Source organism: Mixta gaviniae (assembly GCF_002953195.1).
Lineage (GTDB): Bacteria > Pseudomonadota > Gammaproteobacteria > Enterobacterales > Enterobacteriaceae > Mixta > Mixta gaviniae.
Genome location: NZ_CP026377.1, coordinates 546,823 through 573,588 on the forward strand (window position 1 = coordinate 546,823; position 26,766 = coordinate 573,588).

The 26,766-nt window shown below is 56.7% G+C and carries 25 protein-coding genes and 1 pseudogene; 13 read left to right on the top strand and 13 right to left on the bottom strand.

Annotated elements, in window-relative coordinates:
- Window positions 1-169 precede the first annotated feature (169 nt).
- From zapE to sspB, 5 genes are all read left to right on the top strand, one after another.
- A complete protein-coding gene (gene zapE / locus C2E15_RS02510; protein WP_104955991.1) occupies window positions 170-1,294 on the top strand; it encodes a cell division protein ZapE in 1,125 nt (374 codons plus the stop codon).
- 226 nt (window positions 1,295-1,520) lie between these two features.
- Window positions 1,521-1,949: a 50S ribosomal protein L13 gene (gene rplM / locus C2E15_RS02515; protein ID WP_006121722.1), complete on the top strand. Its 429-nt coding sequence runs from the start codon at window positions 1,521-1,523 to the stop codon at window positions 1,947-1,949.
- Window positions 1,950-1,964: 15 nt separating this feature from the next.
- Window positions 1,965-2,357, top strand: a complete 393-nt coding sequence (gene rpsI, locus C2E15_RS02520) for a 30S ribosomal protein S9 (protein ID WP_038628814.1) — start codon at window positions 1,965-1,967, stop codon at window positions 2,355-2,357.
- A gap of 313 nt (window positions 2,358-2,670) precedes the next feature.
- Entirely contained in the window at window positions 2,671-3,312 is a 642-nt protein-coding gene (gene sspA / locus C2E15_RS02525) for a stringent starvation protein SspA (RefSeq protein ID WP_038628812.1), read from the top strand.
- A gap of 5 nt (window positions 3,313-3,317) precedes the next feature.
- Window positions 3,318-3,806, top strand: a complete 489-nt coding sequence (sspB, locus tag C2E15_RS02530) for a ClpXP protease specificity-enhancing factor (protein WP_104959050.1) — start codon at window positions 3,318-3,320, stop codon at window positions 3,804-3,806.
- 464 nt (window positions 3,807-4,270) lie between these two features.
- On the opposite strand, the gene C2E15_RS02535 is transcribed toward sspB, so the two are convergent.
- Both C2E15_RS02535 and gltB read right to left on the bottom strand, forming a co-directional pair.
- On the bottom strand, window positions 4,271-5,689 hold the full coding sequence (locus C2E15_RS02535) for a glutamate synthase small subunit (protein WP_104955992.1): 1,419 nt from the start codon (window positions 5,687-5,689) through the stop codon (window positions 4,271-4,273).
- Window positions 5,690-5,698: 9 nt separating this feature from the next.
- The gene (gene gltB / locus C2E15_RS02540) at window positions 5,699-10,168 is read right to left on the bottom strand and encodes a glutamate synthase large subunit (protein WP_104955993.1); all 4,470 of its coding nucleotides are present in this window, start codon (window positions 10,166-10,168) and stop codon (window positions 5,699-5,701) included.
- Window positions 10,169-11,029: 861 nt separating this feature from the next.
- On the opposite strand from gltB, the gene arcB reads away from it, so the two are divergent.
- Together arcB and mtgA are read left to right on the top strand one after the other, a co-directional pair.
- Window positions 11,030-13,369 carry an aerobic respiration two-component sensor histidine kinase ArcB gene (arcB, locus tag C2E15_RS02545; protein WP_104955994.1) on the top strand — a complete coding sequence of 780 codons (2,340 nt, stop codon included), beginning with the start codon at window positions 11,030-11,032 and terminating at the stop codon, window positions 13,367-13,369.
- Window positions 13,370-14,248: 879 nt separating this feature from the next.
- Window positions 14,249-14,965, top strand: a complete 717-nt coding sequence (mtgA, locus tag C2E15_RS02550; RefSeq protein WP_104959051.1) for a monofunctional biosynthetic peptidoglycan transglycosylase — start codon at window positions 14,249-14,251, stop codon at window positions 14,963-14,965.
- A gap of 4 nt (window positions 14,966-14,969) precedes the next feature.
- On the opposite strand, the gene npr is transcribed toward mtgA, so the two are convergent.
- The 11 genes from npr to C2E15_RS02605 all read right to left on the bottom strand — a co-directional run bounded on the left by npr (window position 14,970) and on the right by C2E15_RS02605 (window position 23,016).
- Entirely contained in the window at window positions 14,970-15,242 is a 273-nt protein-coding gene (gene npr / locus C2E15_RS02555; protein ID WP_104955995.1) for a PTS phosphocarrier protein NPr, read from the bottom strand.
- Window positions 15,239-16,093, bottom strand: a complete 855-nt coding sequence (gene rapZ / locus C2E15_RS02560) for an RNase adapter RapZ (protein ID WP_104955996.1) — start codon at window positions 16,091-16,093, stop codon at window positions 15,239-15,241. The genes npr and rapZ overlap by 4 nt, the downstream gene beginning before the upstream one ends.
- A 73-nt stretch (window positions 16,094-16,166) precedes the next feature.
- Window positions 16,167-16,649: a PTS IIA-like nitrogen regulatory protein PtsN gene (gene ptsN / locus C2E15_RS02565; RefSeq protein WP_174705710.1), complete on the bottom strand. Its 483-nt coding sequence runs from the start codon at window positions 16,647-16,649 to the stop codon at window positions 16,167-16,169.
- A gap of 180 nt (window positions 16,650-16,829) precedes the next feature.
- Window positions 16,830-17,117 (bottom strand): ribosome hibernation promoting factor, encoded by a 288-nt coding sequence (gene hpf / locus C2E15_RS02570; protein ID WP_104955998.1) that lies wholly within the window; start codon window positions 17,115-17,117, stop codon window positions 16,830-16,832.
- A gap of 23 nt (window positions 17,118-17,140) precedes the next feature.
- Window positions 17,141-18,577, bottom strand: a complete 1,437-nt coding sequence (rpoN, locus tag C2E15_RS02575; RefSeq protein ID WP_104955999.1) for an RNA polymerase factor sigma-54 — start codon at window positions 18,575-18,577, stop codon at window positions 17,141-17,143.
- Between the two features lie 48 nt (window positions 18,578-18,625).
- Complete coding sequence (gene lptB / locus C2E15_RS02580; RefSeq protein ID WP_104956000.1) at window positions 18,626-19,351, bottom strand: LPS export ABC transporter ATP-binding protein; 726 nt, start codon at window positions 19,349-19,351, stop codon at window positions 18,626-18,628.
- A gap of 5 nt (window positions 19,352-19,356) precedes the next feature.
- Window positions 19,357-19,908, bottom strand: a complete 552-nt coding sequence (lptA, locus tag C2E15_RS02585) for a lipopolysaccharide ABC transporter substrate-binding protein LptA (RefSeq protein WP_104956001.1) — start codon at window positions 19,906-19,908, stop codon at window positions 19,357-19,359.
- Window positions 19,880-20,455, bottom strand: coding sequence for an LPS export ABC transporter periplasmic protein LptC (gene lptC / locus C2E15_RS02590; RefSeq protein ID WP_104956002.1), 576 nt, complete (start codon window positions 20,453-20,455; stop codon window positions 19,880-19,882). The genes lptA and lptC overlap by 29 nt, the downstream gene beginning before the upstream one ends.
- On the bottom strand, window positions 20,452-21,018 hold the full coding sequence (gene kdsC / locus C2E15_RS02595) for a 3-deoxy-manno-octulosonate-8-phosphatase KdsC (protein ID WP_104956003.1): 567 nt from the start codon (window positions 21,016-21,018) through the stop codon (window positions 20,452-20,454). Before kdsC ends, lptC begins: the two co-directional genes overlap by 4 nt.
- A 16-nt stretch (window positions 21,019-21,034) precedes the next feature.
- Window positions 21,035-22,021, bottom strand: coding sequence for an arabinose-5-phosphate isomerase KdsD (gene kdsD / locus C2E15_RS02600; RefSeq protein WP_104956004.1), 987 nt, complete (start codon window positions 22,019-22,021; stop codon window positions 21,035-21,037).
- Between the two features lie 14 nt (window positions 22,022-22,035).
- Window positions 22,036-23,016 carry a calcium/sodium antiporter gene (locus C2E15_RS02605; RefSeq protein WP_104956005.1) on the bottom strand — a complete coding sequence of 327 codons (981 nt, stop codon included), beginning with the start codon at window positions 23,014-23,016 and terminating at the stop codon, window positions 22,036-22,038.
- Window positions 23,017-23,243: 227 nt separating this feature from the next.
- Between C2E15_RS02605 and mlaF the strand changes: the two are divergent.
- The 6 genes and pseudogenes from mlaF to ibaG all read left to right on the top strand — a co-directional run bounded on the left by mlaF (window position 23,244) and on the right by ibaG (window position 26,719).
- A pseudogene (mlaF, locus tag C2E15_RS02610) lies at window positions 23,244-24,058 on the top strand (phospholipid ABC transporter ATP-binding protein MlaF).
- A 4-nt stretch (window positions 24,059-24,062) separates the two neighbouring features.
- A complete protein-coding gene (mlaE, locus tag C2E15_RS02615) occupies window positions 24,063-24,845 on the top strand; it encodes a lipid asymmetry maintenance ABC transporter permease subunit MlaE (protein ID WP_104956006.1) in 783 nt (260 codons plus the stop codon).
- A gap of 4 nt (window positions 24,846-24,849) precedes the next feature.
- Window positions 24,850-25,398, top strand: a complete 549-nt coding sequence (gene mlaD, locus C2E15_RS02620) for an outer membrane lipid asymmetry maintenance protein MlaD (RefSeq protein WP_104956007.1) — start codon at window positions 24,850-24,852, stop codon at window positions 25,396-25,398.
- A 12-nt stretch (window positions 25,399-25,410) separates the two neighbouring features.
- Window positions 25,411-26,049 (top strand): phospholipid-binding protein MlaC, encoded by a 639-nt coding sequence (mlaC, locus tag C2E15_RS02625; RefSeq protein ID WP_104956008.1) that lies wholly within the window; start codon window positions 25,411-25,413, stop codon window positions 26,047-26,049.
- Window positions 26,042-26,347, top strand: coding sequence for a lipid asymmetry maintenance protein MlaB (gene mlaB, locus C2E15_RS02630; RefSeq protein WP_104956009.1), 306 nt, complete (start codon window positions 26,042-26,044; stop codon window positions 26,345-26,347). Before mlaC ends, mlaB begins: the two co-directional genes overlap by 8 nt.
- 117 nt (window positions 26,348-26,464) lie before the next feature.
- Complete coding sequence (gene ibaG / locus C2E15_RS02635; RefSeq protein WP_104956010.1) at window positions 26,465-26,719, top strand: BolA family iron metabolism protein IbaG; 255 nt, start codon at window positions 26,465-26,467, stop codon at window positions 26,717-26,719.
- Window positions 26,720-26,766 lie beyond the last annotated feature (47 nt).

Genomic DNA, 26,766 nt, shown 5'->3' on the forward strand with positions numbered 1-26,766 from the left:
ACTCCCGTATTGTCCTCGTTGTTCCGTAGGGCGTTCCACTTCAATAATAGCCACTATAACCGTTAATCTTGCGGAAGTGGAATCCTGCGGCAGCATCGCTTAGTGTAGAACGGACTTTTTTTCAGCAAACAGGCAGTGACCTGACATTTTTAGGGAAGCAGGGTTAACAATGCAAACGATGTCCCCTCTGGCGCGTTATGAACAGGCGCTTGCACAAGGTGCATATCAGCCTGATGAAGTACAGCGCGCCGCGATCGGCCGTTTAGACGCCATCCAGCAGGCGTTGAGCGCCAAACCGCAGACCGCTCCGCCGGCGAATGGCTGGCGCGGCAAGCTCAGCAAGCTGTTAGGTAAAGAGAAAACCGGCAGTGAGACGCCGGTGCGCGGCCTTTATATGTGGGGCGGCGTCGGGCGGGGCAAAACCTGGGTGATGGATCTGTTTTTTCAGTCTATTCCTGGCGATCGCAAGCTGCGGCTCCATTTCCATCGTTTTATGCTGCGGGTGCATGAAGAGCTGACCGCGCTGCAGGGCGAAAGCGATCCGCTGGAGATTGTCGCCGACCGCTTTAAGGCGCAGACAGATGTGCTGTGCTTCGATGAATTCTTCGTCTCCGACATTACCGACGCAATGCTACTGGGCACGCTGATGGAGGCGCTGTTCGCACGTGGCATCACGCTGGTCGCCACGTCAAATATTCCGCCTGACGATCTTTACCGCAACGGCCTGCAGCGTGCGCGCTTCTTGCCCGCTATCGAACAGATTAAGCAGCACTGCGACATCATGAACGTGGACGCCGGCGTCGATTATCGTCTGCGCACCCTGACCTCGGCGCACCTCTGGATGCATCCATTAAACGATGAGACGCGTCAGGCGATGACGCGGATGTTCGTCGCGCTGGCGGGCGAGGCGGCAGAGAGCCGGCCGGTACTGGAGATCAATCACCGCCAGCTGTCGACGCAGGGCGTGCAAAATGGCGTGCTGGCGATCGATTTCGCCGCCCTGTGCGGTGAAGGGCGCAGCCAGCATGACTATATCGAGCTGTCGCGCCGCTTTCACAGCGTGCTGCTGCTCGATGTGCCGGTGATGACAGCACGCAGCGAAGATCGCGCCCGTCGCTTTCTGGCGCTGGTGGATGAGTTTTATGAGCGGCACGTCAAACTGGTGGTGTCGGCGGAGGCGTCGCTGTTTGACATTTATCAGGGCGAGCGGCTGAAATTCGAATATCAGCGCTGTCTGTCGCGCCTGCAGGAGATGCAGAGCGAGGAGTATCTGCGGCTAACGCATCTCTCCTGAGGCTCGCAGATTTTTTGATGAAAAGTGATCGATCTTTGGCAATGACTTCTCTATAATCTTGCGACCCCACGTTACGACAAGGTTTTTTTTCCCAAAAACTTTGTAGCACCGGCAAAACTGTCCGAGGGGGTGGGCTTGCTGGTCGATAAGGTCGTGTGAGCCTCAACCGTTTATTCAAGCGTTTGGGATTTCACCAACGTGTAACTTAATTTGGGTAAGCTTTTAGATGAAAACTTTTACAGCTAAGCCAGAAACCGTCCAACGTGACTGGTACGTAGTTGATGCGACGGGCAAAACTTTAGGTCGTTTAGCGACTGAACTGGCTCGTCGTCTGCGCGGTAAGCATAAAGCGGAATACACTCCGCACGTCGATACCGGTGATTACATCATCGTTCTGAACGCTGAGAAAGTTGCCGTAACCGGTAACAAGCGTAGCGACAAGATTTATTACCATCACACCGGTCACATCGGTGGTATCAAGCAAGCGACCTTCGAAGAGATGATTGCTCGCCGTCCCGAGCGTGTGATTGAAATCGCGGTTAAAGGCATGCTGCCAAAGGGCCCGCTGGGTCGTGCTATGTACCGTAAACTGAAAGTTTACGCGGGCAACGAGCACAACCATGCGGCACAGCAACCGCAAGTTCTTGACATTTAATCGGGATTAAAGGCAATGGCTGAAACTCAAAACTACGGCACTGGTCGCCGCAAAAGCTCTTCCGCTCGCGTCTTCATCAAGCCGGGTAGCGGTAACATCGTTATCAACCAGCGTTCTCTGGAACAGTACTTCGGTCGCGAAACTGCCCGCATGGTAGTTCGTCAGCCGCTGGAACTGCTGGATCTGGTTGGTAAATTCGATCTGTACATCACTGTTAAAGGTGGTGGCATCTCCGGTCAGGCTGGCGCGATCCGTCACGGTATCACCCGCGCTCTGATGGAGTATGACGAGTCCCTGCGTGGCGAACTGCGTAAAGCAGGCTTCGTTACTCGTGATGCTCGTGAAGTTGAACGTAAGAAAGTCGGCCTGCGTAAAGCACGTCGTCGTCCGCAGTTCTCCAAACGTTAATTGTTTCTGCTCCGGCAGATTACAGTTACAAAAAACCCGGCCCTGGCGCCGGGTTTTTTTATGCGTAAAAGTCGGCGAAACGCGGGCTAATCGCGCCTTTTTACCGGCAAATCTTCTTTCCCCTCCCCACAAAGTGCTTAAAATCTGGTAAACTGACTGTCACTTTGCGCCCGTTAAACGGATAGTTGTGGACGATAATCCTGACAGGAAGGGGGATTGGCCCGGCTCCGCCCGACGGGTGATTTCGTTAAGCAGGTTAGTCGCCGCGCGGTTGGCTATTCGCACTGTATTCTGGATAAACTTGGAGGTTTTCATGGCTGTCGCTGCCAACAAACGTTCGGTAATGACGCTGTTTTCTGGTCCGACTGACATTTTCAGCCATCAGGTGCGTATCGTACTGGCAGAAAAAGGTGTCAGCGTAGAGATCGAGCAGGTTGAAATGGATAATCTGCCGCAGGATCTGATTGACCTCAACCCGTATCGCACCGTGCCGACGCTGGTCGATCGCGAGCTGACGCTGTATGAATCACGCATCATTATGGAATACCTCGACGAACGCTTCCCGCATCCGCCGCTGATGCCTGTTTATCCGGTTGCGCGTGGTGAAAGCCGTCTGATGATGCACCGCATCGAGCAGGACTGGTACAGCCTGATGCGAACTATCGAAACCGGCACCGGCCAGCAGGTAGAAACGGCGCGTAAGCAGCTGCGTGAAGAGCTGCTGGCGATTGCGCCGCTGTTCACCCGCACGCCTTTCTTCCTGAGCGAAGAGTTCAGCCTGGTGGATTGCTACCTGGCGCCGCTGCTGTGGCGTCTGCCGCTGCTTGGTGTCGAACTGACCGGTAGTGGCACTAAAGAGCTGAAAGGCTATATGACGCGCGTTTTCGAGCGTGATTCATTCCTCGCTTCGCTGACCGAAGCGGAACGCGAAATGCGCCTGCAAGCCCGGGGCTAATGGCTATGGAAATGTCTCAACTTACCGCTCGTCGTCCCTATCTGCTGCGCGCTTTCTATGAATGGCTGCTGGATAACCAGCTGACGCCGCATCTGGTGGTGGATATCAATCAGCCCGGCGTGTTGGTGCCGCTGGAGTATGCTCGCGACGGACAGATTGTGTTGAATATCGCGCCGCGCGCGGTAGGCAATCTGGAGCTGGGCAACGATGAAGTGCGCTTTAACGCGCGCTTCGGCGGCGTGCCGCGTCAGGTCACGGTGCCGATTGCGGCCGTACTGGCGATCTATGCGCGCGAGAATGGCGCAGGCACGATGTTTGAGCCTGAGCCGGCCTACGAGCTGCAGGAAACTGGCGAGCCTCTGCAGGGGCAGGAAGAGACGGTGATGTCGGTGATTGACGGCGACCGTCCTGATGACGCCGATCCGGAAAGCGACAACCCGGATGATGATCCGCCGCCGCGCGGCGGACGTCCCGCACTACGTGTAGTGAAGTAAAAAAACGGGCTCAGGCCCGTTTTTTTCTGCGCGAGAAACGCAGGCGCTATCGCATGGCGCGCCTGCACAGGCCAATGACCCTTTCGGCGACCCGCGGCAGCGGCCAGCCATTAACTATCCACACCCGCGACCAACGGCCAGCCATTAACTATCTACACTCTCGACCAACGGTCCGCCATTAACTATCTACACTCGCGACCATCGGCCCGCCGCTAACTATCCATACCCGCTACCACTATCCATTCCAATCGCCAGCCACTCACTACCCATACCGGCTACCCTCTGCCAGTACCACTATCAACGCTAACCGCCAGCTCCAACCGTCAACTCGCCGCTGCCGCGCGAAAAAAAAGCCTGCACGAAGTGCAGGCTTTTTACCGGTTGGGTGACAAGACGTTGCATCAGAGCAGACGTACCGCGATGCGTATCGCCGCGCTTGCCTTCCTTTAACGCGCTGGCGGCGATCACACTTCCAGGTAGTTCATAATCCCTTCGGCTGCTTTACGCCCTTCGGCAATGGCAGTCACCACCAAATCGGAACCGCGCACCGCGTCGCCGCCGGCAAAGATTTTCGGGTTGCTGGTCTGGAAGGCGTTATCATGGCCTTCTGGCGCAATGATACGGCCCTGTGCATCCAGCTCGACGCTGAATTGCGTCAGCCACTCCATCTTATGCGGACGGAAACCAAAGGCGACAATCACCGCGTCTGCCGGCAAAATATGCTCGGAACCGGCGACGATTTCGGCGCGGCGGCGGCCATGGGCGTCGGGCTGGCCCATCTCCGTACGTGCGACCCTGACGCCGCAAACGCGCCCGGCGCCGTTGATCTCAATCCCCAGCGGCTGCAGGTTGAACTGAAACTCCACGCCTTCTTCGCGCGCGTTTTTCACTTCGCGGCGTGAACCCGGCATGTTCTCTTCATCACGACGGTAGGCGCAGGTTACATGCGTCGCGCCCTGACGAATTGAGGTGCGCACGCAGTCCATCGCCGTATCGCCGCCGCCCAGCACCACCACACGTTTGTTCTGCATATCGATATAGGGCTGATCCGCCAGCTGATCGAAGCCCATAATCTGACGGGTATTGGCGATCAGGAAAGGCAGTGCGTCATGAACGCCCGGCGCATCTTCATTTTCCAGGCCGCCGCGCATTGACTGATAAGTGCCGACGCCGAGGAAGACCGCATCGAACTCATGGATCAAATCGCTGAGCTGGACATCACGGCCCACTTCGGTGTTCAGCTGGAACTCAATGCCCATCTCGGTGAACATGGTGCGGCGACGCGTCATCACCTCTTTTTCCAGCTTAAACGCCGGAATGCCGAAGGTGAGCAGGCCGCCGATTTCCGGATGGCGATCGTAGACCACCGCTTTGACGCCGTTGCGGGTCAGCACGTCGGCGCAGGCGAGGCCGGCCGGGCCGGCACCGATAATCGCCACGCGTTTGCCGGTCGGCTTCACGTGCGACAGGTCGGGACGCCAGCCCATTTCCATCGCTTTATCGTTGATATAACGTTCGATATTGCCGATGGTCACCGCGCCGAACTCATCGTTCAGCGTGCAGGAGCCTTCGCACAGGCGATCCTGCGGGCAGACGCGGCCGCACACTTCCGGCAGGCTGTTAGTCTGATGCGAAAGCTCAGCCGCTTCGATAATGCGGCCCTCATTCGCCAGTTTCAGCCAGTTGGGAATGTAGTTATGTACCGGGCACTTCCATTCGCAGTAGGGGTTGCCGCATGACAAACAGCGATCCGCCTGGGCTTTTGCCTGGCTTTCCGAAAAGGGTTCGTAGATCTCTACGAACTCGATTTTGCGGATCTTGAGCGGCTTTTTCGGCGGATCAACGCGCTGCAAGTCGATAAACTGATAGACGTTTTGACTCATTGTGACCTCTTACTGCGCCTGCACCCGCAGCTCAGCTGCGGAACGACTACGGTGCCCCAATAATGCTTTAACATCACTGGACTTCGGTTTAACCAACGCAAATTTTGACGACCAGATCGGCCAGTTCGCCAGGATCTCCTCGCCGCGCGACGAGCCGGTATGCTGAACGTGTTCGGTGATCAGGCCGCGCAGATGCTCTTCGTGAATCGCCAGATCGTCTACGCTCAGTACCTCTACCAGCTCGGCATTGACGCGTTTGCGGAACTCGCCATCTTCATCCAGCACGTAGGCGAAGCCGCCGGTCATTCCTGCGCCAAAGTTGACGCCGGTTTTGCCCAGCACGCAGACGATGCCGCCGGTCATATATTCACAGCCGTTATCGCCGATGCCTTCGACCACGGTAATGGCGCCGGAGTTGCGCACGGCAAAGCGTTCGCCCGCACGGCCTGCAGCAAACAGCTTGCCGCCGGTCGCGCCATACAAACACGTGTTGCCGGCGATGGTCGCTTCGTGGCTGCGGAAGGCGGAGCCGACCGGCGGACGAATGGCCAGCAGGCCGCCCGCCATGCCTTTGCCGACATAGTCGTTGGCGTCGCCGGTCAGCGTCTGCTCGACCCCGCCGGCGTTCCATACGCCGAAGCTCTGTCCGGCGGTGCCGCTGTAGTGAACCCGAATCGGATCCGCCGCCAGGCCCTGATCGCCATGGATCGCGGCGATCGCGCCGGAAAGTGTCGCGCCGACGGAACGATCGGTGTTGCGAATATCGAACCAGAACGTCTTGCTCTGCTTCGCTTCCACATAAGGCATCGCCTGTTGCAGCAGCGCCTTGTTGAGATCGCCGTTGTCGAATGGCGGGTTGCTGCTTTCGGTGCAGTAAACCGCTTTACCGGGCATCGGCGTCGCCGTCGCCAGCAGAGAAGAGAGATCCAGGTTCTGCTGCTTGGCGGTGAAGCCCTCCAGCACCGTTAGCAGATCGGTACGGCCAATCAGATCCACCAGCCTTTTTACGCCCAGCTCCGCCATAAGCTCACGCGTTTCCTGCGCGATAAACTGGAAGTAGTTGGTCACGCGATAGGGCAGACCGTGGTAATGGTCCTTACGCAGCTTCTCATCCTGAGTTGCTACCCCGGTCGCGCAGTTGTTGAGATGGCAAATGCGCAGATATTTACAGCCCAGCGCCACCATCGGCCCGGTGCCGAAGCCGAAGCTTTCCGCGCCGAGAATGGCCGCTTTAATGATGTCGCGTCCGGTCTTCAGACCACCATCGACCTGCAGACGGATCTTGTGACGCAGGCCGTTGGCCACCAGCGCCTGTTGCGTTTCCACCAGGCCCAGCTCCCACGGACAGCCGGCATATTTCACCGAGCTGAGCGGGCTGGCGCCGGTGCCGCCATCGTAGCCGGCGATAGTGATCAGGTCGGCATAGGCTTTGGCTACGCCGGTGGCGATGGTGCCCACGCCCGGCTCTGAAACCAGCTTCACCGAGATCATTGCCTTCGGGTTGACCTGCTTCAGGTCGAAAATCAGCTGCGCCAAATCCTCGATAGAGTAGATATCGTGATGCGGCGGCGGCGAAATCAGGGTCACGCCCGGCACCGAGTAGCGCAGTTTGGCGATATAAGGCGTAACTTTATCGCCCGGCAGCTGGCCGCCTTCGCCAGGTTTCGCCCCCTGGGCCACTTTAATTTGAATTACGTCGGCGTTAACCAGGTAGGCTGGCGTCACGCCGAAGCGGCCGGAAGCGACCTGCTTGATGCGCGAGACTTTATTGGTACCGTAACGCGCCGGATCTTCGCCGCCTTCGCCGGAGTTGGAGTAGCCGCCCAGGCTGTTCATCGCTTCGGCCAGAGACTCATGCGCTTCCGGGCTGAGCGCGCCGATCGACATCGCGGCCGTATCGAAGCGCTTGTAAAGTTCGGCCGCCGGCTCGACGTCATCCAGGCTGACCGGCTGGGTGCCAGGCTGGATCGCCAGCAGATCGCGCAGCGTCGCTACCGGGCGCTCGTTAACCGCGCGGGCGTAGAGCTGATAGTCGCTGTATTCGCCGCTCTGTACCGCTTTTTGCAGCGTCGCCACCACGTCCGGGTTATAGGCGTGGTACTCGCCGCCATGAACGTATTTCAGCAGCCCGCCCTGATCCAGCGGCTTACGCTGCAGCCAGGCGCGTTTCGCCAGATTGACCAAATCCTGCTGGAAGTCGGCGAAGTTTGAGCCATTGATGCGGCTAACCACGCCCTGGAAGCAGAGTGTGGAGACATCTTTATGCAAGCCGACCGCCTCGAACAGTTTGGAGCAGCGGTAAGAAGCGATAGTCGAGATGCCCATTTTGGACATGATCTTATACAACCCCTTGTTGATGCCGTTACGGTAATTAAGCATCAGGGTGCGGTAATCTTTCTCAATCACGCCGCTGTCCGCCATCTTCGCCAGCGATTCATAGGCGAGATAGGGGTAGATAGCGGTGGCGCCGAAGCCCAGCAGCACGGCGAAGTGGTGCGGATCGCGGGCACTGGCGGTCTCGACGATAATGTTAGCGTCGCAGCGCAGGTTTTTCTCCACCAGGCGTGTCTGGATCGCGCCCACCGCCATCGGCGCGGGCACCGGCAGACGCTGCTCGCTGATGGCGCGATCGGACAGTACCAGCAGCACTGTGCCGTTGCGCACCATGCTCTCCGCCTTGTCGCAGAGCGCATGAATGGTCGCTTCCAGTGTCTGTTCCGCCGGGTCGAAAGTGCAGTCGAGCGTGTCGGCGCGATAGTATTCGCCTTCCATCGTCGTTAGCTGACGGAAGTCAGAGAACAGCAGAATCGGCGATTTAAAGGAGACACGGTGCGCCTGGCCTTCCGCTTCGCAGAAGACGTTCATTTCGCGGCCGATGCTGGTGGCCAGCGACATTACGTGATTTTCGCGCAGCGGATCGATAGGCGGGTTGGTGACCTGCGCGAACTGCTGACGGAAATAGTCGTAAATGATGCGCGGGCGGCTGGAAAGGACCGCAAACGGCGTATCGTCGCCCATTGAGCCCACCGCTTCCTGACCATTTTCGCCCAGCACGCGGATGATTTGATCCAGCTCTTCGCTGCTGTAGCCGAACTGCTTCTGGTAGGTCGCCAGCGCCACGTCGTCCAGCTCGCGGCTGCCGACCTGATCGTCAGGCAGATCTTCAAACGGCACCAGACGTTTAACGTTCTTTTCCATCCAGGATTGATAGGGATGGCGGCTTTTCAGATCGTTATCCGTTTCGGCGGAGTGCAGAATACGGCCTGAGCGGGTATCGATGACCATCAGCTCGCCCGGCCCGACGCGGCCTTTTTCCAGCACTTCGTCGGGCTGATAATCCCAAATGCCGACTTCCGAGGCGCAGGTGATCAGTTTATCTTTGGTGATCACGTAGCGCGCCGGACGCAGGCCGTTGCGGTCGAGGTTACAGGCGGCGTAGCGGCCGTCGGACATGACGATGCCCGCCGGGCCGTCCCACGGCTCCATATGCATCGAGTTAAAATCGAAGAACGCGCGCAGCTCAGGGCCCATATCCGGGTTGTTTTGCCAGGCCGGCGGCACCAGCAGGCGCATGGCGCGGATCAGGTCCATGCCGCCGCTGAGGAACAGCTCCAGCATGTTATCCATCGAACTGGAGTCGGAGCCGGTTTCATTGACGAACGGCGCGGCGTCCTGCAGATCGGGGATCAGCGGCGTCTGGAATTTATAGGCGCGCGCGCGCGCCCACTGGCGGTTACCGGCGATGGTGTTGATCTCGCCGTTGTGCGCCATATAGCGGAAGGGCTGAGCCAGCGGCCAGCGCGGCACGGTATTGGTGGAGAAGCGCTGATGGAACAGGCAGATTGCCGATTCCAGACGCAGATCCGCCAGGTCGAGATAAAAGCGTGGCAGATCTGCCGGCATGCACAGGCCTTTATAGATGTTGACCTGATTAGAGAAGCTGCAGATATAGAACTCTTTGTCGCCCAGCGCTTCAATACGCTTTTCAATGCGGCGGCGCGCCATATACAGGCGGCGTTCCATATCGCGTGGGCGCCAGCCCGCCGGCGCATTAATGAAAATTTGTTCAATGCGAGGCAGAGAGGAGAGGGCGATTTCACCCAGCACTTGCTGATTGGTCGGCACATCGCGCCAGCCAACGATAGATAAAGTTTCGCGCAGCACCTCTTCTTCGACGATGCGACGACTGGCGCGCGCCAGTTCTTCATCCTGATTCAGGAAGATCATGCCCACGGCATAATTTTTCGCCAGGCGCCAGCCCTGCTCGTCAGCCACCACGCGGAAAAAACGATCGGGCTTCTGCAGCAGCAGGCCGCAGCCGTCGCCAGTCTTGCCGTCAGCAAGAATGGCGCCACGGTGCTGCATACGCGCCAGAGCATGAATCGCAGTGCGCACTACTTTATGGCTGGGTTCGCCTTCAATATGAGCGATCAGGCCGAAACCACAGTTATCCTTTTCAAGGGATTTATCGTACAACATTTCAGTGAACCTCCCCAGGCTCTGCGGATCCCCGGCGCCGACGGCAGGCGTAGAAAGGGCAGGCGGCAGGTTGGCGTGTCATACGCGCACCGGTCGCATCGCTCCCATTCATAGCCTCAGGCATCGGTGTCACAAGTATTGCGGACTTGCTTCAGAGGGAATCTCAATTACTGCATAAATATGATGAGCGGAACGCTCATCCGAAAAGCTTCCAGCGGATTTCCAACTTATCGGGAAAGCGTAAAGAGGTCAACCAGGCTTCTTACTGAAGCTTTTTCGCTATATTTGAGTTTAACTTAATGTAATTAAAGGTTTTATTGGCCTGTTTTGTACCGGTTGCCGTTCAGGCGCTACGCGGGGGAGTGTGAGCTGTCTCACTATAGGGCAGCGCTGAAATCTCTGCACCATGCTAGTGCTGGTGCGTATTGCAGTATTATCTGCTGACAAACACCTTCTGCATATAGAATGCATCTGTTTTTCTTATAGTGCATTTTTTACCGTTAACGCGCGTCGATCATTAGCAAAATTAATCAAGCGAACAATGACTAAAAAGCCTGTTAATTTGAATGATTATTCGGTTTGGTAATGGGGGAGTAAGGACGTTGCCAACGCATCGTCTTGAAAAACAGGGGGCCGGGCAATAAGCCTGTGTGAACAGGGGCTTTCCAATGTATGCGACCGGATAAAATAGTCAATACTTTTGCCCCATTAAGCGTATTTTTCCTGCGGAGAGGCTGTATTTGCACTTTAATAGTGCAGCGCAGGGGCGATTTTTCCTGACCGACGTGAGTTTGCGCTTGCTGCGTCCCGCTGACCGGAAAGTGGGGTATGATGGGAAAAGAGACCGGGAAGGAAACTGATATGAAACAAATTCGTCTGTTGGCGCAGTATTACGTCGATTTAATGGTCAAGCTGGGGTTAATCCGCTTTTCTCTGCTGCTGGCGTCCGCGTTGGTGGTGCTGGCCATGGTGGTGCAGATGGCGGTGACCATGCTGCTGCGCGGCCATGTAGAGAGCATCGACATGGTGCGCTCTGTCTTTTTCGGACTGCTGATCACGCCCTGGGCGGTTTACTTCTTATCGGTGGTGGTCGAACAGCTGGAGGAGTCGCGTCAGCGGCTGGCGCGGCTGGTGGATAAGCTGGAGGAGATGCGTAAGCGTGATCTGGAGCTGAATCAGCAGATGAAAGAGACCATTACCCAGCTTAACCAGGAGATTGCCGACCGTATCAAAGCGGAGGAGGCGCGCCTGCGGGTGGTCGATAAGCTGAAAGAGGAGATGGCGCGGCGCGAGCAGGCGCAGATTGAGCTGGAGCAGCAATCCTCTTTCTTACGCTCTTTCCTCGACGCCTCGCCCGACCTGGTTTTCTACCGCAATATCGACCAGCAATTTTCCGGCTGCAACCGCGCGATGGAATTGCTGACCGGCAAGAGCGAAAAGCAGCTGATCGGTCTGACGCCGAAGGATGTTTATGATGATGAGGCGGCCACCAAGGTGCTGGAGACGGATGAGAAGGTTTTCCGCCATAACGTTTCCCTCACCTACGAGCAGTGGTTACAGTATCCTGACGGGCGCAAAGCCTGTTTTGAAATCCGCAAAGTTCCCTATTACGATCGCGTCGGCAAACGCAGCGGCCTGATGGGCTTCGGCCGTGACATTACCGAACGTAAGCGCTATCAGGATGCGCTGGAGAACGCCAGCCGCGAGAAGACCACCTTTATCTCTACTATCAGCCATGAGCTACGTACGCCGCTGAACGGCATCGTCGGGCTGAGCCGTATTCTGCTGGATACCGATCTGAACCAGGAGCAGCTGAAATACCTCAAAACCATCCACGTTTCGGCGATTACGCTGGGCAATATCTTTAACGACGTTATCGAGATGGATAAAATTGAGCGCCGCAAGGTGCAGCTTGATAATCAGCCGCTCGATTTCACCGGCTTCCTCGCCGATTTGGAGAATCTCTCTGGCCTGCTGGCACAGCCGAAGGGCCTGAAGTTTGTTCTGCAGCCTCAGCTGCCGCTGCCGCATAAAATCATCGCCGACGGCACACGCCTGCGTCAGATCCTCTGGAACCTGATCGGCAACGCGGTGAAATTCACCCAGCAGGGCGAAATCGTGGTGCGCGTCACCTATCAGGGCGAGCAGCTGCGCTTCGAAGTAGAAGATTCCGGCATGGGCATTCCGCTGGATGAGCAGGATAAAATCTTCGCCATGTATTATCAGGTGAAAGATCAGCACGGCGGCAAGCCGGCCACCGGCACCGGCATCGGGCTGGCGGTTTCCCGCCGTCTGGCGCAGGCGATGGGCGGCGATATCAGCGTGCGCAGCGCGCCGGGAGAAGGCTCCTGCTTTATCGTGACGCTGAATGCGCCGCGCGTGGCAGAAGAGGTAGAGGATGAGCTGCCGGCTGATGAGATGCCGCTGCCTGCGCTGCATGTGCTGCTGGTTGAGGATATCGAACTGAACGTAGTGGTGGCGCGCTCGGTGCTGGAGAAGCTCGGCAACAGCGTAGAGGTGGCGATGACCGGGCAGCAAGCGCTGGATCTGTTTGACCCGGACGAGTTTGACCTGGTGCTGCTGGATATCCAGCTGCCGGATATGACTGGCCTGGACGTGGCTCGCGCCATTCATCAGCGCTACAAAGGTAAGCGACTGCCGCCGCTGGTGGCGTTGACCGCCAACGTGCTGAAAGACAAAAAAGAGTATCTGGAGGCCGGCATGGATGACGTCCTTAGCAAACCGCTGGCGGTGCCGGCGCTGACCGCGATGATTAAAAAATTCTGGGATTATCAGGATGAGGTCGCAGCCGAGCTGCCTGAGCGCCTGGACGACAAAAAGCTGGCGCTGCTCGACTTGCCGATGCTGGAACAATATATCGAGCTGGTCGGTCCATCGCTGATTACCCGCAGCCTGGATATGTTTGAACAGATGATGCCGGGTTATCTGGCGGTGCTGGATTCCAACATGATGGCGCGGGATCAAAAAGGCATCGCGGAAGAGGGCCATAAAATCAAAGGCGCCGCGGGCTCAGTGGGCCTGCAACATTTACAGCAGCTATCGAAACAGATCCAAAGCCCGGAACTGCCGGCATGGTGGGACAATGTGCAGGAGTGGATCGACGAACTGAAGCAGGAATGGCGACACGATGTGGCCGTTTTACGCGAGTGGATTGAACAGCGGGAAGCAGAAAAAAAATGACCCCGGCTTGTGCCGGGGCGCGCGAATACTGCGCCAACACCAGGGAAAAGGTTTGCTCAGGCCATTATTAGAAGCGTTCATAAGCGGCACAAGCATGGTATTGGTTAACGCTTTGACACACCTTAGCAAATCTCACTCTATCTGTGAGAAGATTCATTAAAATATGTGATGTGGGCCAGCGTTTACATACAGAAAACATTAATTTACTAACACAGTCAAGCAAGGAATTAACTGAGGCCCTATATTGGCGTCAATTTGAGCTTTTGTAAAGGATTTCATTGCAAAAAACTTTCATCGTCAGGCGTCAATATTCAGGTACGCTTTTTTTTACAGCAACCGTTACTCACGTTGCGTATCAGTTTTACTTAATGCCTTGTAATTACAAAAAATAGCGTCTGAAAAAATGGCGTTTGCCCATCGGCTATCAGCCCGGACCGCCGTCGGAACAGGCGCTTTTCACCCCCTGGCGCGCCACTAAACCAGGAGGCGTTAAAACGCTTTATTATCAGTATTTAAAAAAGGTCAAATTGTCTATTCGTGAGCGCAGTTACTTGAAAAAATTTTCTCTTTCGTTCAGTTCTGAAGGCTATTTATCAACCGATTTATAAGAGGTTTAAATGTTTTTTCTTATGGGTAACGATAACTATTCAGCCAGAAAAGTAGTGAAAGCAGCAGGTCGACTAAACTTTGGAACCGATTCCTGCGGTGCGGAACTCATTGATGTGCGAAGAAATTAACAAAAACTAAAGTTCTGAATCAGAAAATTTAACGTAATAAGGCTGCGTTTTATCGCGGCGTTTGCACGCTAACTTCAGGGCCAGCGATAGCAGTAACGAGAGCAATTGATAAGTGAAAAAAAAACGTATTGGACAAGATCGTATGGGTATCGGTAAAGGCGGGCTGTTGCGCTTTTGCCGACGCTGGCTGGGACGCGCGATCGTGGCGATCGTCGGTGTATGGCTGATCGGAATTGCGATCTTCGCTTTTGTGCCGGTTCCCTTTTCAGCGGTAATGGCGGAACGGCAGATCGGCGCCTGGCTGACAGGCGACTTTGGCTGGGTTGCGCACGCCGACTGGGTCGCGCGCGAGGAGATTTCGCCGTGGATGCCGCTGGCGGTCATCGCCGCGGAAGATCAAAAATTCCCACAGCACTGGGGATTTGACGTTGAAGCGATTGAATCGGTGCTGGATAAGCAGCGCGGCCGGCTGCGCGGCGCCTCGACGCTGTCGCAGCAAACGGCGAAAAACCTGTTTCTGTGGGATGGGCGCAGCTGGCTGCGCAAGGGGCTGGAAGCGGGGCTTACCCTGGGCTTAGAGGGCGTCTGGAGTAAAAGGCGCATTCTGACCGTCTATCTGAATATCGCCGAGTTCGGCGACGGCACCTTCGGCGTAGAAGCAGCCTCGCAGCGTTATTTCCACAAGCCTGCCAGCCGGCTGACGATGTCAGAGGCGGCGCTGCTGGCCGCCGTGCTGCCTAATCCGCTACGTTTTCGTGCGGATGCGCCTTCTGCCTACGTGCGCCAGCGTCAGGCGTGGATCATGCGCCAGATGCGCCAGCTGGGCGGTACCGGCTATATTCAGCAGCACCATCTGTAACGCCTTATTCCTCGTCGAAGCCGGCCTCAAATAGCTCAATCACCGCCGCCAGCGCCTGCGTTTCCTGCGGGCCGGTGGCTTCAATTTCGATATGGCCGCCCTTGGCTGAATCCAGCATCAACAGCGCGATAACGCTGCTGGCTTCCGCCTCGGTGCCCGCCTCATTGCGCAGCAGCACTTCAGCATCAAAACTTTGCACCAGTTCAAACAGCTTCATCGCCGGGCGCGCATGCATGCCCAGCTTATTTTTTATTTCAACGGTTTGTCTGACTGTCATGATTTGCGTTTTTCCAGCGTGCGATGACGGGACTGTACATTCTTGCCGCGCGAGCGGAAGTAGTCGGCCAGCTGCTCAGCTATATAGACGGAACGGTGTTTGCCGCCGGTACAGCCAATGGCGACGGTCAGATAGCTGCGGTTGTTGGTTTCCAGCATCGGCAGCCACAGCTCCAGATAGCTGCGCGTTTGATAGATGAAGTTATGCACCTCGGTATGGCGATCGAGAAACGCCGCCACCGGCCTGTCGAGACCGGTCATCGGGCGAAGCTTGGGATCCCAGTGTGGGTTAGGCAGAAAGCGCACGTCAAACACATAGTCGGCGTCGATGGGGATGCCGTGTTTAAAGCCGAAGGATTCAAACACCATGGTCAGCTCGCGCTCACGCTTGCCGAGCAGGCGGGTGCGCAGCATCTCCGCCAGCTCATGCACCGACATCTCAGAGGTATCGACAATAAGATCGGCACGCGATCGCAGCGGCTCCAGCAGATCGTTCTCTTCATCAATGGCGCTTTCCAGCGACAGGTTTTTACTGGAGAGCGGATGCAGGCGGCGGGTATCGCTGTAGCGACGGATCAGGGTATTGCGGTCGGCGTCCAGAAACAGCAGCTGAGGCGAAAAGCTGCCGGGCAGGCTGGTCAGCGCTTTCTCCAGCACATCCGGCGATTCCGGCATATTGCGGACGTCAATACTGACGGCAGCGGAGATGTTGCGTTCAGCCAGCGAATTCGCCAGATCGGGCAGGAGCGTTACCGGCAGGTTATCTACACAGTAAAAGCCCATATCTTCCAGCGCGCGCAGCGCGACAGATTTCCCTGAGCCTGAACGACCGCTGACGATCATCAGCACCATTAAGTTTTCTCCCCATTCAGCCCGCGCGGCGGAACTCAGGCCCGCCGTTCAGGCAAAAGTGCAAGCGTATTAATTAATGATTCTCTTCCGGCGCTGCGGTAATGATCTCATACAGCTCTTCATCACTCTGCGCAGCCCGCAGGCGGCGGCATACCGTTTTATCGGCCAGCCGTTTCGCCACCAGTGAAAGGGTATGCAGATGTGTTTTACATTGATCCGCCGGCACCAGCAAGGCAAACAGCAGATCAACCGGTTGGTTATCAATGGCATCGAATCCAATCGGCTGATCGAGGCGGATAAATACGCCGACCGCGCGCAGCGTATCTTCTTCCAGCTTGCCGTGCGGAATGGCGATGCCGCTGCCGATGCCGGTGCTGCCCATGCGTTCGCGCGTCAGGATCGCTTCGAATACCGTTTGATGCGGCAGGTTGAGCTGTTTGGCAGCCAGTTCACTGATGATTTCCAGTGCCCGCTTTTTGCTCTGGCAATGCACTCCGCTGCGGGTACAGTCAAGGCTAAGTACAGAGCTGAGTTCCAGTGAGAGTTCGTTGTTCATCATAGTTTCACTTGCGTGTTCACATTTACTGGCGCATCGCGCTACTTTACGCGTCTTATGGCGAGAAAAGCAGTAAAAATTTGCCAGCGTGGCGTGAATGGAAAAACGGGGCGAAAAAGATCGCCCCCGCTGTCGCCGCATTGTTGCTCGCGGCCTGTTTTCCCTTCCGCCGTGCGAAGGTTAGTGTTGTTTTAACTTGTCTTTATGCCGGGTGAGCTGACGGGCCAGCTTATCGATCAAACCATCAATCGCCGCATACATATCATTGGCCTCGGAAGTAGCATGCAGCTCGCCGCCGCTGACGTGCAGCGTCGCTTCCGCTATCTGCTGCACTCGTTCTACCTTCAACACAATATGGACCTGGGTTATCCGGTCTGAAAATTGGGTCAGTTTGGCAAACTTTGTGTTCACAAACTCGCGTAAAGCTGGCGTGATTTCAATGTGTTGCCCGGTAATATTGAGCTGCATAGCGTCTTCCTTCTCAGTGAGTATCAAACCAGCTGTTTACGCTGATTTGATGGCGGGATGGATAAAGACTCTCGGTACTTCGCGACGGTGCGGCGCGCCACCATAATGCCCTGTTCGGACAGCATGGAGGTGAGCTTACTGTCGCTCAGCGGTTTGGCGGGGTTTTCCGCCGAGATGAGTTTTTTCACCAGCGCACGGATCGCCGTGGAGGAGGCTTCGCCGCCGCCCTCGGTATTGACGTGGCTGGAGAAAAAATATTTCAGTTCGAAAATACCGCGCGGGCTGTGCAGGTATTTTTGGGTGGTCACGCGGGAAATGGTCGATTCATGCATCTCAACGGCCTGCGCGATATCCGCCAGCACCATCGGACGCATAAACTCTTCGCCCTGTTCAAAGAATGCCTGCTGCTGCTCGACGATGCAGCGCGTCACTTTCAGCAGCGTATCGTTGCGGCTTTCCAGGCTTTTGATCAGCCACTTCGCTTCCTGCAGATTGGTGCGAATAAACTGGCTGTCACTGTCATTGCGCGCCGAACTGCCCAGTGCCGCATACTGCTGGTTGATGTTCAGACGCGGCACGCTGTCGCCGTTAAGCTCCACTGTCCAGCGCGTGCCGATTTTGCGCACCAGCACATCGGGGATCACATATTCCGGTTCGCTGGTATTTACCGACTGCCCCGGCCGTGGATCGAGTGACTGAATCAGCGCCATCGCCTCTTTCAGCACATCCTCTTTCAGGCGGGTAACGCGCATCAGGCTGCGGAAATCGTGGTTCGCCAGCAGATCGAGATGCTCGCTGACGATCAGCTGCGCCTCCGTCAGCCATGGCGTATCGCTGGCGAACTGTGAAAGCTGTACCAACAGGCAGTCACGCAGATCGCGGGCGCCGACGCCGATAGGATCGAAACGCTGAATGCGCTTCAGCACCGCTTCGACTTCGTCCAGCGCCACCTCGTCATCGCCCATGCTGTCGCGGATCTCGTCCAGCGAAACGGTGAGGTAACCGGTATCATCAATGGCGTCGACAATCGAGGTGGCGATGGCGCGATCGGTATCGGTAAAAGGGGTCAGCTCCACCTGCCACATCAGGTAATCCTGTAGCGTTTGGGTGGTTTCGCCCTGATAAACCGGCAGCTCGTCATCGCGATAATCCGTCCCGGTGCCCGACGGGGTGCCGGCAGTGTAGATTTCGTCCCAGGTGGCGTCCAGCGGCAACTCTTCCGGCATATCCTTTTGCTCCAGCGCCTCCCGCGTATCGAGCGCTTCGCTCTCGACATATTCGCGGGAATCCACCTCTTCATGGACATTGTCGGTCTGCTCAAGCAACGGATTGCTCTCCAGCGCCAGCTGAATCTCCTGTTGAAGCTCCAGCGTGGAAAGCTGCAGCAGGCGAATAGCCTGCTGCAACTGCGGCGTCATGGCGAGCTGTTGGCTGAGCCTGAGTTGCAAACCTTGCTTCATATTCAGAATAGCGATTCCTGATAGCAGACTGTCATAACCGACACCATATCAGAGTCTGAACTCTTCACCCAAATAGACGCGTTTTACCTGTTCATCGGCCAGAATCGCTTCCGGGGTGCCATGGGCGATCAGTCGGCCCTGGCTCACGATATAGGCGCGTTCGCAAACGGCCAGCGTCTCACGGACGTTATGGTCGGTGATCAGCACGCCGAGACCGCTGTCACGCAGGTGTTCGATAATCTTTTTAATATCAATCACGGAGATGGGATCGACGCCGGCGAAGGGTTCATCCAGCAGGATGAATTTAGGGTTCGCCGCCAGCGCGCGTGCGATCTCGACGCGACGGCGTTCGCCACCGGAGAGCGCCTGGCCGAGGCTGTTACGCAGATGCTCGATATGAAACTCTTCCATCAGCTCGTTGGCGCGATCCTGGCGCTGTTCGGTCGTCAGATCGTCACGCACTTGCAGCACCGCCATCAGGTTGTCATAGACGCTGAGGCGACGGAATATCGACGCCTCCTGCGGCAGGTAACCGATGCCGCGGCGCGCGCGCGCATGCAGCGGCAGAATGCTGATGTCTTCGTCATCAATAACAATGCGTCCGGCGTCGCGCGGCACAATGCCGACAACCATATAGAAGGTGGTGGTCTTGCCCGCACCGTTCGGCCCCAGCAGCCCGACGATTTCGCCTGATTTAACCTGCAGGCTGACATCTTCTACTACGCGGCGGCCTTTATAGGCTTTCGCCAGATTTTCAGCGAGGAGTGTTGCCATATGAATCAGTTACTCTTCTGTTGGCCATTGGATGAGCCGGATTTATCCTGCAGCTGAGAAGGGACCAGCACGGTGGTGACGCGCTTGCTTTGGCCCTGGCTGAACGCCTGCATTTTCTGCTCTTTCACCAGATAGGTGATGCGATCGCCTTTTACATTGCTGTCCAGCTGCTCGATATAGGCGTTGCCCGTCAGCTCGACAAAATCTTTCGCCAGCTCATAACGCATTTTCTGCGCGTGGCCTTTTACCGGCTTGCCGTCGTCCTGCAGCTGATAAAAGGTCGCCGGGTTGCCGTAGGCGTCAACGATGGTTTTATTGCTGTCGCCGCCGGGACGCGTCACTACCACTTTGTCGGCGGTGATTTTGATTGAACCCTGCGTCACGATAACGTTGCCGGTAAAGGTCGCGACATTGCCCTGCAGATCCAGCGCCTGGTTGGCGGAATCGATATTCACAGGCTTTTCTGAATCGCCCGTCAAGGCCAGAGCCGGAACGCTGGCGGCCAGCAGGGTAGTGATAAGCAGAAGCTTAAGGCTGTTGTTGTGTATTGATTTCATAATTGGTTTTGACCTTTTCAATCAGCTCGGCCGTTTTCGTCCGTAAATTACCGCGCATTTTCATACCTGTGGAATTAAAGCTGCGGCCATAAAGTGTTACCTGGTCGTCAGATTGCACATCCTGCGTCACCAGATTGACCTGCGCATTGTCGGTTTTAATCCGCTCAAGCTGGGCGTCTTTCGTCAGGCTGTTAACTTCAACGTGACCGTAAAGATAAAGCATGCGGTCTTTAGTCAGTTTGGCTTTATCCGCGCGTACTGACCAGGCAGGGATCTTGTTTTCGTCATAGGTGGTCATCAGCGGATTATCGAACCAGCTGATCTCATCGGCCGAAAAGTAGGTCACCTTATCCGAAACCAGCTTGTAGCTAAGACTGCCGGCCGGGTTATAGACCACGGTGCTGGAGTTCGCGCTGGTATAGGTCGGCTCCTGGCTGTCGCTTTCCTGCGGCCCCGGGTTTTCATCGTTGCCGGCAAGATTCCAGCCAATCAAGATAATGGCGATCAACGCCAACAGTAGCGTTATCCAACGCCTGGTTTTACTCATACCGATAGCCCTTTGGCGTCATCAAACTTATCCTGCGCGATCAAGATCAGATCGCAGAGTTCCCGCACCGCGCCGCGTCCGCCGGCGATGCGGGTAACATAATCCGCGTGACCCAGCAGCAGCGGATGCGCGTCGGCCACCGCCACGCTCAGGCCTACCTGCGCCATCACCGGCCAGTCGATAAGATCGTCGCCGATATAGGCAACCTGCTCCGGGCGTAGCGACAGTTTATCCAGAAGTTCCCGGAAGGCCAAAAGCTTATCGGACTGCCCCTGGTAAAGATGTGTAATGCCCAGCGTCTGGCAGCGATCTTCCAGCAGTTTCGCACGGCGGCCGGTAATGATCGCCACCTCGATATCGGAGGTCAGCAGACAGCGAACGCCATAGCCGTCGCGGACGTTGAACGCTTTCAGCTCTTCGCCACTGTTGCCCATATAAATCAGTCCGTCGGACATTACGCCGTCCACGTCGCAAATCAGCAGGCGAATCGCTTCGGCGCGCTTGATTACGTCCCGGCTTACCGCGCCGTAGCAGGTATCCACGACGTCCAGTTCTTGCGTCATTCTCGTTTCCATCAGGTTAGACTACGCCCGCGCGCAGCATGTCATGCATATGCACCACGCCGATCAGCTGGTCGCCGTCGGCGACCATAACGGCGGTGATATGCTTATTTTGCATCAGGTTAAGGGCGTCGACCGCCAGCATATTGGGGCGTACGCGCACGCCGCCCGGCGTCATGACGCTGGCGATCGAGGCGTGTTGAAAATCGATGCCCATATCAAAGACGCGGCGTAAATCGCCATCGGTAAAGATCCCCTGAATCTGCATCAGATCGTCGACGATCGCCGTCATGCCGAGGTTTTTACGCGTGATCTCCAGCAGCGCGTCGCGCAGCGAAGCGTCTTTCGTCACGTGAGGAATTTCGTCACCGCTGTGCATAATATCACTGACGCGCAGCAACAGCTTGCGCCCCAGCGCGCCGCCCGGATGCGACAGCGCGAAATCTTCGGCGGTAAAGCCGCGTGCCTTCAGCAACGCCACCGCCAGCGCATCGCCCATCACCAGCGTCGCGGTGGTGCTGGAGGTTGGCGCCAGACCGAGCGGGCAGGCTTCCTGCGGTACTTTAACACAGAGATGGATATCCGCAGCGCGCGCCATGGTGCTTTCCGGCCGCCCGGTCAGACAAATCAGTTCGACCTTCAGCCGCTTCAGCACCGGGATCAGCGCCAGAATCTCATTCGATTCGCCGGAGTTGGAGATGGCGATAACGATGTCGTTGGCGCCCACCATACCGAGATCGCCATGACTCGCTTCTGCCGGATGGACGAAAAAAGCGGGCGTGCCGGTGCTGGCGAAGGTGGCTGCCATTTTCTTGCCGATATGCCCCGATTTGCCCATGCCCATCACCACCACTTTGCCCTGGCAGTAAAACATCCTTTCACAGGCGCGGGTAAAATCTTCATTGATATACTGGTCAAGCTGCTCCAGCCCCTGACGTTCAATATGAAGCACTTCTTTACCGGCCTGCTGGAAATCAAAGCCCGGTTCGAGCATAAGGTGAGACATGGCTATTCAGTCCTTTATCCGTTGAGACTCAATGGCTGCAGGTAGAGCATTGCTACCCAGGCGATAAAGCCGGCCAGCAGCACGGCGCCGGCGCGACGGCCGATGCGACGGCTACGCTGCAGGCAGATAAGCGTAAACAGGGCGCTGACGCCCAACATAATCCAGTAGTCGCGCTCAAAGGCGCTGCTGTCGAACTCGCCGGGCTGCAAAAGCGCCGGCAGGCCCAGCACGATAGCCATATTATAAATGTTCGAGCCGATAAGGTTGCCGATAGCGATATCATCTTCGCCCTTTAATGCGCCGGCAATCACGGTAGCCAGCTCCGGCAGGCTGGTACCCACCGACACGATCGTCAGGCCGATCACCAGCTCGCTGACGCCTAAGTAATCGGCGATGACCGTGGCGTTATCGATCACCATACGCGTCGACATCGGCAGAATAATCAGCGCGACCGCCAGCCAGAGAAAAGCGACGGTGTTGCCCGCGTCGTCCCGCGGTAGCTCAGCCACTTGCTCGCGCGTCAGGGCGTCGCTGTTATCGCGCTCGGCGCGGCGGGCGATGCGAATAATAAATAGCAGGTAGAGCAGGGCGATGGCGATCAGCGCCAGGCCGTCGCCCCGGCTGAGGCGGTTATCGAACAGCATTACCCCACATAGCAGCGTCACCAGCAGCATCAGCGGCAGTTCGCGGCGCACCAGATTGGAATGGACCGTCAGCGGATGCAGCAGCGCCGCGCCACCGACGATCAGCAGGATATTGGTGATGTTGGATCCCATCGCCGTGCCGACGGCCATATCCATCTGTCCGTGCGTCGCCGCCGTAAAAGAGACGATCAGCTCCGGCAGCGAAGTGCCGATGCCGACGATGGTCATGCCGATGATAATCGGGGGAATGCCTAACGAGCGGCAAAGAATAGCGGCACTAAACACTAAACGATCGGCTCCGTAAACCAGTAAAACTAAACCGATAACTAACAGTGCAGTGGCTAAGAGCATGAAAAATCCTTGGATCGGTTATACTTGTCGGTTTGCCTGGCTCGTCATTGTGCGGGCGTCGCAAAAAGAATGGCGATGATTTTGACCGTCTGCGAGCAAAAAGTAAAACTTATGCCGGTTTTCGCTACGACGAGGCGGTAAGTTTCTGTAAAACTCGCGGCTATCGCCAATGGAGTGCGATTAACATAGCTGATTTATATCGCCTGTAATGGGTAACAGAGGTAGCAATGCACCAGCCATCCACGAATCTGGTCGAGGTCCACGGCGTGAGCTTCTCGCGTGGCAACCGCGCCATTTTCGACAATATCTCGTTAACGGTGCCAAAAGGAAAAGTCACCGCCATCATGGGGCCTTCCGGCATTGGCAAAACCACGCTGTTGCGCCTTATTGGCGGGCAGCTGCAGCCGAATGCCGGCGATATCTGGTTCGACGGCGAGAATATTCCCACGCTTTCGCGCTCGCGGCTGTATGAAACGCGCAAGCGGATGAGCATGCTTTTCCAGTCCGGCGCGCTGTTTACCGATCTTAACGTGTATGAAAACGTCGCCTGGCCGCTACGCGAGCATACCCGTCTGCCGCCGGCGCTGCTGCACAGCACGGTAATGATGAAGCTGGAAGCGGTAGGGTTGCGCGGCGCGGCGAAGCTGATGCCGTCGGAACTCTCGGGGGCATGGCCCGACGCGCCGCGCTGGCGCGCGCCATTGCGCTGGAGCCAGACCTGATCATGTTCGACGAACCCTTTGTCGGACAGGATCCGATTACCATGGGCGTGCTGGTCAAGCTGATAGATGAGCTTAACCATTCGCTCGGCATGACCTGCATCGTGGTTTCGCATGATGTGCCGGAGGTCTTGAGCATCGCCGATTACGCCTATATTGTTGCCGGACAAAAAATTATTGCCCAGGGAACGACGAAGGCGCTGCAGGAGAACCCTGATGCGCGCGTGCGTCAGTTCATCGACGGCATTGCTGACGGGCCGGTGCCTTTCCGCTATCCGGCCGGCGACTATTTTGCCGATCTTACCGGCTCAGGGAGTCAATAAACTGATGGTCTTACATGCTCTGGCGTCGTTGGGACGCCAAGGGATCCGCACCTGCGCCGCTTTCGGCCGTGCCGGCCTGATGCTGTTTCATGCGCTGGCAGGCAAACCGGAGTTTCGCAAGCATGCGCCGCTGTTAATCAAACAGCTTTACAGCGTCGGCGTGATGTCCTTGCTGATCATTCTTGTTTCCGGCCTGTTTATCGGCATGGTGCTGGGCCTGCAGGGTTATCTGGTGCTGACCACCTACAGCGCTGAAACCAGTCTCGGTATGCTGGTGGCGCTTTCGCTGCTGCGCGAACTGGGGCCGGTGGTGACCGCGTTACTGTTCGCCGGCCGCGCGGGATCGGCGCTGACGGCGGAAATTGGGCTGATGAAAGCCACGGAGCAGCTTTCCAGTATGGAGATGATGGCGGTCGATCCGCTGCGCCGGGTGATCTCGCCGCGCTTCTGGGCAGGTTTTATCAGCATGCCGTTGTTGGCGATGATTTTTACCGCCGTCGGCATCTGGGGTGGCGCGCTGGTGGGCGTTAGCTGGAAAGGTATCGATCCCGGCTTTTTCTGGTCGGCGATGCAGAACGCGGTAGATTTTCGCACCGATGTAGTTAACTGTTTGATTAAAAGCGCGGTATTCGCCGTCACGGTGACCTGGATCGCCCTGTTTAACGGCTACGACGCTATCCCGACTTCAGAAGGGATTAGCCGGGCCACGACGCGCACCGTGGTGCATGCGTCGCTGGCGGTACTCGGTTTAGATTTTGTGCTGACAGCACTGATGTTTGGGAACTAAGGCAATGCAAACCAAAAAAAGTGAAATCTGGGTAGGCGCGTTTATGCTGCTGGCGCTGGTCGCCATCCTGTTTCTCTGTCTGCGCGTAGCGGACGTGAAATCGCTGGGCACCGAACCGACATGGAAGCTCTACGCGACCTTCGATAATATCGGCGGCCTGAAAACCAGCTCGCCGGTGAAAATCGGCGGCGTGGTCATTGGCCGCGTCACGGACATCTCGCTTGACGAGAAAACGCTGTCGCCGCGCGTCACCATGGCGATTGAAGATAAATATAATCACCTGCCCGACACCAGCTCGCTGGCGATCCGCACTCAGGGGCTGTTAGGGGAGCAGTATCTCGCGTTAAACGTCGGCTTCGACGATCCTGATATGGGCACCGCCATCCTGAAAGATGGCGATACGCTGCAGGATACGAAGTCGGCGCTGGTGCTGGAGGACCTTATCGGTCAGTTCCTGTATAAGAGCGGCGACGGCGGCCAGAACAACGAAAACACGCAGCAGGAGCAGGGCGCGCCAGCGCAGCCGGCGCCTGCTACCCCGGACCAACCTTAAGAGGCTATACGTATGTTTAAACGTTTATTGATGGTCGCTATGCTGGTCATCGCACCGCTGGCAGCGAACGCGGCGGACCAAAGCAATCCCTATAAGCTGATGAACGAGGCGGCGCAGAAAACCTTTACCCGCCTGAAGAATGAGCAGCCGAAAATCAAGCAGGATCCGAACTACCTGCGCGATATCGTGCGTCAGGAGTTGCTGCCCTATGTGCAGGTAAAATATGCCGGCGCGCTGGTGCTGGGCCGCTACTACCGCGAAGCGACACCGGCACAGCGCGAAGCCTATTTCAAGGCGTTCGGTGACTACCTGGCGCAGGCCTACGGCCAGGCGCTGGCGCTCTATCATGGCCAGACCTATCAGATCGCGCCGGAGCAGCCGCTTGGCAACGCGAACATCATCGCCATCCGCGTCTCCATCATCGATCCCAATGGCCGTCCGCCCGTGCGCCTGGATTTCCAGTGGCGTAAAAACAGCCGCACCGGCGAGTGGCAGGCATATGACATGATTGCGGAGGGGATCAGCATGATCACCACTAAGCAAAACGAGTGGAGCGACACGCTGCGCACCAAAGGCGTTGACGGCCTGACCCAGTTGCTGAAGAGCTATGCGGCGCAGCCGATTACGCTGGATCAGAAAAATAATGGCTGAAGATCTGCGCTGGCACGTTGAGGCTAAAACGCTTTTCCTGCAGGGCGAACTCGATCGCGAGACGTTGATTGGCCTGTGGCAGCAGCGGGAAAAAGTGATGCAGAGCATTGAGATGATCGATGTCTCTGGCCTGCAGCGCGTTGATTCCGCAGGGCTGGCCTTGCTGGTGCATCTGCGTCAGATCGCGCAACAGCAGGGCGCCCGCCCGCTGTTCAGCGGTGTCACGGATAAATTACACTCCCTGATTACGCTGTACAATTTGCAGCAGATCATTGTTTCTGCTGACAATCCTGTCTGACCGAACGCCCTTTTCGTTTAAGCCCCTGCATCGTCAGGGGCTTTTTGCTTGTTTAAGATAAATGCGCTTTCAACTAATATGTCAGCCTGTTTATCATCAACCGAATCCAGAAAAATCATGGAAAATAGCGAAATTCAGACAGTGCTGATGAACGCACTGCCTTTAACTGAGGTCCACGTAAGCGGCGACGGCAGTCATTTTCAGGTCATTGCCGTAGGCGAGCTTTTTGCCGAGCTGAGCCGTGTGAAGAAACAACAGACGGTGTATGCGCCGCTGATGGAATATATTGCCGATAACCGCATTCACGCTGTTTCGATCAAAACCTATACCCCTGAAGAGTGGGCCCGGGATCGTAAGCTAAACGGTTTCTAAGCTGTTGGCGCGGCGTACTGTCCGCGGCCCGACGGCCCTTTGAGTAC